This is a genomic window from Lysinibacillus sp. FSL K6-0232, from assembly GCF_038008325.1.
In the GTDB taxonomy this organism is placed as follows: Bacteria; Bacillota; Bacilli; order Bacillales_A; family Planococcaceae; genus Lysinibacillus.
In genome coordinates this window covers 4162115-4169592 of the sequence record NZ_JBBOYW010000001.1, presented here as the reverse complement: position 1 = coordinate 4169592, position 7478 = coordinate 4162115, and the positions used below count along the sequence as shown (strand labels likewise).

The following is a 7478-nucleotide window of genomic DNA, read 5'->3' as shown; positions in this document are numbered from 1 at the left end:
GCTGCTAATCTCCTTTACAGTGTTCAATACATAAAAATGCGCATTTATAGAAATGGTAAATACGTTCATTTTACAACTCGTCCACATAATCACATATTGTGGATAACAGTTAACCAAAGGCTGTGATAAAAATTATCCACAGCATATTAACAGTTGTGGATAATTGAATTAGTCATTTTAGTTTTCAACAAAGTGAAGCACAGTAATCGTATCAGAAAAACAAAGCTATTTCAATAGTTTGTGAAACTTATCCACATGTCTTATAGTTATGCACTTTAGAGTTGTCCACAGGGACTGCTTATGTGAAAAAGCTGTAGATAACCACTGTGGATAAAAAATAATGCAAAAAATACTATACACAACACTGTGTAAAAAAAACAAGTGCTTCTGTGGATAAATATTTTTTTCAATCAATATCATAGATTAGCTAACAAAAAGAAATTTATGAAATACATTGACAAAAGGACTAGATACTTTATATAATATTCGAGTCTGTATGTTGAAAAATTCAACTCGTTCAGGAGGTGTCTATATACAATGAAACGTACTTACCAACCAAAAAAACGTAAGCACAGCAAAGTTCACGGTTTCCGCGCACGTATGAGCACGAAAAACGGTCGCAAAGTTCTTGCTGCTCGTCGTCGTAAAGGAAGAAAAGTTTTATCAGCATAAAATAAGTCCACTGAGCCACATCAGTGGTCTTTTTTTTCTTTATTTTTGGTAAACCTAGAAATGAGGATCAAAAGATATTATCTAATAGCAGGTGAAAGTAATGAAAAAACGCCAGAGAGTTAAAAAAAATGAAGATTTTCAAAAGGTGTTTAAAAAAGGTAAATCTTTCGCTAATCGTCAATTTGTCGTTTATTTCTTACCAAAAGAGGGACAAACAGAATTTCGTGTAGGTTTATCGGTTAGTAAAAAGCTTGGCAATGCGGTAACACGCAACCAAATAAAACGCTATATTCGACAAAGTATCCATGAATTAAAAGATGAACTAAAGCCGAATATGGATTATGTTATTATCGCCAGACATCCGGCGGCCACTATGGATTTTCATGAAGTGAAGCAAAGTTTGCAGCATGTACTACGAATCGCAAAAGTATTAAAAAAAGTGTAATATATGCAACCATGTGGTCTGTATAGAGCAAATTATACATATAGGGGTATTTTTTATCGGTATTTACTTACATATATGTAAATTTGCATGGAAACTTAATGAATAAGTATATATAGTTAGAATATTTAGTAGAGTGAAACGTTATAGGCATGATAAAATAACTGATAGCTTTATCTTCATTTATCAGTGAGCGCTCCAACGCAAGCTAAATGAAATGGCAGATATCACCAATTTTGAGGTGGGAAACTGTCAGTGAATAAAGGAAATGCATATAGAATAAGAAAAAGTGAATAGTAACTGTAGGGGGAAGAAGGTTGAAAAAACAACATTGGGTAATTTTGTCGCTAGTATCAGTAGCCTTACTACTGTCTGGTTGTACAGAATTCAATGAACCAATTTCCAAAGATAGCACTGGCTTCTGGAACGAGTTCATTGTTTGGCCGCTAGTATCAGCGATAAAATTCTTTGCTGATCTGCTTGGTACGTATGCATGGGGAATCATTGCTGTAACGATTATTATTCGTTTAGCAATTTTACCGTTAATGATCAAACAAACAAAGAGCTCTAAAAAAATGCAAGAAATGCAGCCGAAATTAAAGGAACTGCAAAAGAAGTATGCTTCTAAGGATGCACAGACACAGCAACAGTATCAGCAAGAAATGATGAAGCTAATGAGTGAATCCGGTGTAAACCCGCTTGCAGGATGTTTACCCGTTATTATTCAAATGCCAATATTAATTGGCTTCTATCACGCAATTAGCCGTATGAATGCTACATCTACATTTGATTTAGGGAATTTCTTTATCTTCCCACTAGCAGATCCTGCACCAGCACTAGCAATTATTGCGGGCTTAATGCAATTTATTGTATTACGTACAGGACCAGCAATGGATAACCCTCAAATGAAAATCATGATGTATATTATGCCATTCATGATTATTGCTTTTGGTATGGCTTTACCAGCAGCATTATCATTATATTGGGTAATCGGGAACATTATTTCGATTGTTCAAAACCTGTTTATTTACAAACCTTGGAATAAAGATAAAACACAACCTGCTCAAAATGGAGGGGCTAAAAAGTGAAACAACTTACGCAAATAGGCGCAACAACACAAGAAGCGATCTCATTAGCGTTACAGAAACTTGGCAAAACCCGTGAACAAGTGGAAGTTGAAGTTTTACAAGAAGGTAAAAAAGGATTTTTAGGTTTTGGTGCACGTTCTGCAGAAGTTCGTGTAACAGTGAAAGAAGTTCAGGTTGCGATAATTGAAAGTGACAAGGCTGAACCGCAAATAACGACTCAATTTGACGAGCAACTAGCAGTAGTAGATGATGTTGAAACAATAAGTTCACAAGTTTCTGAGCAACCAAGTGAAATCGAAGCTGTTCAACAAATTGTAAAAGAACAACATGAGGAAGAAGAATTAGTCAGTCCAATTGAAGAAGCAAAAGCTTATTTAGTAAATATTGCTGAGCAATTGACTATTCATGATCTTGAAATTACGACAACACGTGAAGGGAAATATGTCTTATTTCAGCTAAAAAGTGAGAAAGCTGCACTGCTTATAGGAAAACGTGGCCAAACATTAAATGCCTTACAGCAATTGACACAACTCGTGTTAAATAAAAGTGCTAAGCAGTTCTTAATGGTGAAATTAGATGTAGAAAACTATCGTGAACGTCGTCAAGCAGCATTGGAATTGCTGGCGGATCGAATGGCGGACAAAGCATTGCGTTTAAATCAGCGAGTAGCCTTTGAACCGATGCCATCATACGAAAGAAAGATTATTCATAACCAGCTAGCCAATCGTCTAGATATTGAAACATATTCAGAGGGCACAGAGCCTAATCGCTATTTAGTGATTGAACCTGTCAAAAATCATTAAACACATCACATACAGGCAAAGGTCATTTTATCTTCGTGATAAAATGACCTTTTTTCAGCTTAATTTGAGCATCAGCGTTTTTTGTCGAAAATAGTAGATGATAAAAAGCTTGTATTTTATCCACATTTGGTAATGATCCTTACTTTAGATTTTGTTGAAAATATGTTAGTCTAAGGTGTTAGTAAGTATTGGTCGGTTTCGATTATCCACATGTGGATAACATTGAGGAGGTCATTAAATGGAGTTCGATACAATTGCTGCGATATCCACACCAATGGGTGAAGGTGCCATCGCTATTGTTCGCTTAAGTGGCGACGAAGCAGTGGCAATTGCAGATAAAATATTCAAATCACCAGGTGGGAAAAGTTTAACAACGAAGGATTCGCACACCATTCATTATGGACATTTAGTCGATCCTACAACAAATGAGGTAGTAGAGGAAGTCATGCTGTCATTGATGCGTGGTCCAAAAACATTTACACGTGAAGATGTTGTTGAAATTAATTGCCATGGGGGGCTTGTGTCAGTAAATCGCGTCTTAAAGCTAGCGTTAACAAATGGTGCAAGACTAGCGGAGCCTGGTGAATTTACGAAACGCGCATTTTTAAATGGACGTATTGATTTATCACAGGCTGAAGCGGTTATGGATTTAATTAGGGCTAAGACAGATCGAGCAATGAATGTTGCTTTAGGACAAATGGATGGAAAGTTATCGCGACTTATTGGTGACTTGCGCCAAGCTTTACTACAGACATTAGCGCAAGTAGAGGTTAATATAGATTATCCAGAGTATGATGATGTAGAAGAAATGACAGTACCTGTCCTAGTTGAAAAATGTACATGGGTACGAGATGAAATTCGTAAACTTCTACAAACATCTTCTCAAGGAAAAATATTACGCGAGGGTCTTTCAACAGTTATTTTAGGTCGCCCAAATGTAGGGAAATCTTCTTTGCTCAATAGCTTAGTACAAGAAAATAAGGCCATAGTGACAGATATTGCCGGTACTACTCGTGATATTATAGAAGAGTACGTGAATGTACGTGGAGTTCCACTTCGTTTAGTGGATACAGCAGGTATTCGAGAAACGGAAGATATTGTGGAACGAATTGGTGTAGAACGTTCAAGAGAGGCACTGCGTGGAGCAGATTTAATTTTATTTGTTGTAAACTATGCAGATGAATTAACGGCTGAAGATGAGCGTCTATTCGAAACAATTGAAGCGATGGATTACATCGTTATTGTCAATAAAACAGATTTACCGCAAAAAATTGATTTAGCTCGTGTCAAAGAGTTGGCTGGTGAGCATCGCATTGTCACAACCTCTCTGTTACAGGAGGAAGGCATTGCAGAGCTAGAGGAAGCCATTGCTGCGCTATTTTTTGAGGGACAAATCGAAGCGGGCGATTTAACATATGTTTCAAATGCTAGACATATTGCACTATTGCACCAAGCCCAAGCAACGGTTGAGGATGCAATAGCGGCTGCACAAGCTGGCGTACCAGTTGATATGGTACAAATTGATGTAACAAGAACATGGGAAATACTTGGCGAAATTATTGGCGACACTGTACAAGAAAGTCTTATTAACCAACTATTTTCACAGTTCTGTTTAGGAAAATAATCTTATTACAGAAAGGAAGATACGAGCATGCCAACAAAATATGAGGCAGGCACGTTTGATGTTATTGTCATTGGCGCAGGCCATGCAGGTTCAGAAGCTGCACATGCTGCGGCTAAAATGGGTGCTAATACATTGATGTTAACGATTAATTTAGACATGATTGCATTTATGCCATGCAATCCATCCATTGGTGGTCCTGCCAAAGGAATTGTCGTACGTGAAATTGACGCTTTAGGAGGCGTCATGGGGAAAGTGATAGATAAAACGCATATTCAAATGCGAATGTTGAATACAGGGAAAGGCCCAGCTGTACGTGCATTGCGCGCGCAAGCAGACAAAGTTTTATATCAACAAGAGATGAAACGCGTGTTGGAGGAAACGGAAAACCTAACAATCCATCAAGGAATGGTGGAAGAGTTAATTGTTGAGGATGGAGAAGTAAAAGGCGTTATTACACAAATTGGTGCTGTTTATCGTGCTAAAACAGTGGTTGTAACAACGGGGACATTCCTTCGTGGTGAAATTATTATTGGTGATGTTAAATATTCAAGTGGTCCTAATAACCAACAACCTTCTATTCGTTTAGCGGATAATTTAAAAGAGCTTGGGTTTGATCTTGTTCGTTTTAAAACAGGTACACCACCACGAGTAAATAATCGTACAATTGACTATGATAAAACAGAAATCCAACCAGGTGATGATGTTCCACGTGCATTTAGTTTTGAAACAACTGAATTTATTATGGATCAGCTACCTTGCTGGTTAACGTATACAAGCGCTGAAACACATGAAGTTATTGAAGCAAATTTACATCTTTCACCGATGTATTCAGGAATGATTAAAGGGACAGGTCCACGTTATTGCCCGTCTATTGAAGATAAAGTTGTGCGCTTTAACGATAAGCCGCGACATCAAATTTTCTTGGAGCCAGAAGGACGTAATACGCGTGAGGTTTATGTTCAAGGTTTATCAACAAGCCTGCCAGAGCATGTGCAAGCACGTTTATTAAAATCCATTCCAGGCTTAGAAAATGCAGAAATGATGCGTGCAGGTTATGCGATTGAATATGATTCAATTGTGCCAACGCAATTATGGCCAACGCTTGAAACAAAGCGTATTAAAGGATTGTACACAGCGGGTCAAATTAACGGTACATCTGGCTATGAGGAAGCGGCTGCACAAGGTTTAATGGCAGGAATGAACGCTGCTGCTAACGTACTTGATAAAGATGAGTTAATTTTAAGCCGCTCTGATGCCTATATTGGTGTGTTGATTGATGACCTTGTGACAAAAGGGACAAATGAGCCATATCGTTTATTAACATCTCGTGCAGAGTATCGTTTACTGCTACGTCATGATAACGCTGATTTACGTTTAATGGAGCTAGGCTATAAAATGGGCATGATTTCAGAAGAGCGCTATGCAAAATTCACTGAGAAAAAGCAATTGATTGACAATGAAATTGCGCGTCTTCGTGAGGTGATTATTAAGCCAAACGAAGCGACACAGGCTGCAATTCGTTCTGTCGGTGGTAGTGAGTTAAAAGATGGTATACGTGGTGCAGATTTATTAAAACGCCCAGAAATGCACTATGAGCTGGTTTCTTCATTAATTCCTACAGATAGCGAATTAACAGAAGAAGTGAAGGAACAAATCGAAATTCAGCTTAAATATGAAGGCTATATCGAAAAAGCACTACAACAAGTAGAAAAGCTGCATAAAATGGAAAATAAAAAAATCCCTGAAAATATTGATTATGACGCTATCTCAGGCTTAGCAACAGAAGCACGTCAAAAATTAAAGCAGGTTACACCGCTTTCCATTGCGCAAGCCTCTCGTATTTCAGGTGTAAATCCAGCAGATATTTCAATTCTTCTTGTATATATTGAACAAGGCAAAATTGCACGAGTGAGCAGCTAATAATGGTAAAGTGAATAAGAGGCGGGCATAGGATTGTGCCCGCTTCCTATTTTTAGGGTATTGCCATAGCGACAAAGGAGATTTTACATGAATGAACAACAATTTATGGAGGCGCTAAAGGAAAAAGGCATAGAGCTTTCTGAACAGCAGATAGCGCAATTTAAAAAATACTTTGAATTGCTTGTTGAGTGGAATGAAAAAATGAACTTAACGGCTATTACAGATTTAGAGGGTGTTTATTTAAAGCATTTCTTTGACTCGATTAGTGCCTCATTTTATTTTGATTTTTCAAAGGTAGTAACAGTATGTGATGTTGGAGCAGGAGCTGGCTTCCCTAGTATTCCTATTAAAATCTGCTTCCCACATTTACATATCACAATCGTAGACTCTTTAAATAAAAGAATTACATTTTTAAATCATCTTAGCGATACATTACAATTAGAAAATATGAATTTTGTACATGCGAGAGCAGAAGAATTTGGTCAAAATACTAAGTATCGTGAACAATTTGATGTGGTAACGGCACGTGCAGTAGCTCGTTTATCTGTTTTAGCAGAGCTTTGTGTACCATTAGCAAAACAAGGTGGCTATTTTGTAGCGTTAAAGGCTGCGGCAGGTGCTGAAGAACTAAAGGATGCGAAAAAAGCTTTAACAACACTCGGTGCTCAAATGAAAGAAGAATATTCTTTTAAGCTACCTGTTGAAGAAAGTGACCGCATTTTATATATATTTGATAAAATAAAAGGAACGCCTAAAAAATACCCGCGTAAGCCAGGTGTACCAAATAAAACACCAATTCAATAATTAGTGTTTCATGTGAAACTTCTCAAAGTAGAAAATATTTTTTCTATTTTGAGCATACATACTAGTTATGGATGGTTCACGCAAAAGACATCTATGAACTATATACATTTTAAGAAATATAATAA

General features: G+C 37.3%; 7 protein-coding genes. All 7 read left to right on the top strand.

Going from position 1 to position 7478, the window contains the following annotated elements; genetic code table 11:
• Nucleotides 1–537: 537 nt before the first annotated feature.
• Nucleotides 538–672: a 50S ribosomal protein L34 gene (rpmH, locus tag MHB42_RS20585; RefSeq protein ID WP_004233310.1), complete on the top strand. Its 135-nt coding sequence runs from the start codon at nt 538–540 to the stop codon at nt 670–672.
• 100 nt (nt 673–772) lie between these two features.
• Nucleotides 773–1117 carry a ribonuclease P protein component gene (rnpA, locus tag MHB42_RS20580; protein WP_340808496.1) on the top strand — a complete coding sequence of 115 codons (345 nt, stop codon included), beginning with the start codon at nt 773–775 and terminating at the stop codon, nt 1115–1117.
• Between the two features lie 314 nt (nt 1118–1431).
• The gene (gene yidC, locus MHB42_RS20575) at nt 1432–2202 is read left to right on the top strand and encodes a membrane protein insertase YidC (protein WP_340808495.1); all 771 of its coding nucleotides are present in this window, start codon (nt 1432–1434) and stop codon (nt 2200–2202) included.
• On the top strand, nt 2199–3005 hold the full coding sequence (gene jag / locus MHB42_RS20570) for an RNA-binding cell elongation regulator Jag/EloR (RefSeq protein ID WP_340808494.1): 807 nt from the start codon (nt 2199–2201) through the stop codon (nt 3003–3005). Before yidC ends, jag begins: the two co-directional genes overlap by 4 nt.
• 238 nt (nt 3006–3243) lie before the next feature.
• Nucleotides 3244–4629 (top strand): tRNA uridine-5-carboxymethylaminomethyl(34) synthesis GTPase MnmE, encoded by a 1386-nt coding sequence (gene mnmE / locus MHB42_RS20565; protein WP_340808493.1) that lies wholly within the window; start codon nt 3244–3246, stop codon nt 4627–4629.
• A gap of 27 nt (nt 4630–4656) precedes the next feature.
• The gene (gene mnmG / locus MHB42_RS20560) at nt 4657–6549 is read left to right on the top strand and encodes a tRNA uridine-5-carboxymethylaminomethyl(34) synthesis enzyme MnmG (RefSeq protein ID WP_340808492.1); all 1893 of its coding nucleotides are present in this window, start codon (nt 4657–4659) and stop codon (nt 6547–6549) included.
• An 87-nt stretch (nt 6550–6636) separates the two neighbouring features.
• Nucleotides 6637–7353, top strand: a complete 717-nt coding sequence (gene rsmG / locus MHB42_RS20555) for a 16S rRNA (guanine(527)-N(7))-methyltransferase RsmG (protein WP_340808491.1) — start codon at nt 6637–6639, stop codon at nt 7351–7353.
• The last annotated feature ends 125 nt before the right edge of the window (nt 7354–7478 follow it).

Excerpts from the sequence above, each read along its gene's own strand:
- rpmH (WP_004233310.1), top strand. The coding sequence starts at position 538 with ATGAAACGTACTTACCAACCAAAAAAACGTAAGCACAGCAAAGTTCAC.
- rnpA (WP_340808496.1), top strand. The coding sequence starts at position 773 with ATGAAAAAACGCCAGAGAGTTAAAAAAAATGAAGATTTTCAAAAGGTG.
- mnmE (WP_340808493.1), top strand. The coding sequence starts at position 3,244 with ATGGAGTTCGATACAATTGCTGCGATATCCACACCAATGGGTGAAGGT.
- mnmG (WP_340808492.1), top strand. The coding sequence starts at position 4,657 with ATGCCAACAAAATATGAGGCAGGCACGTTTGATGTTATTGTCATTGGC.
- rsmG (WP_340808491.1), top strand. The coding sequence starts at position 6,637 with ATGAATGAACAACAATTTATGGAGGCGCTAAAGGAAAAAGGCATAGAG.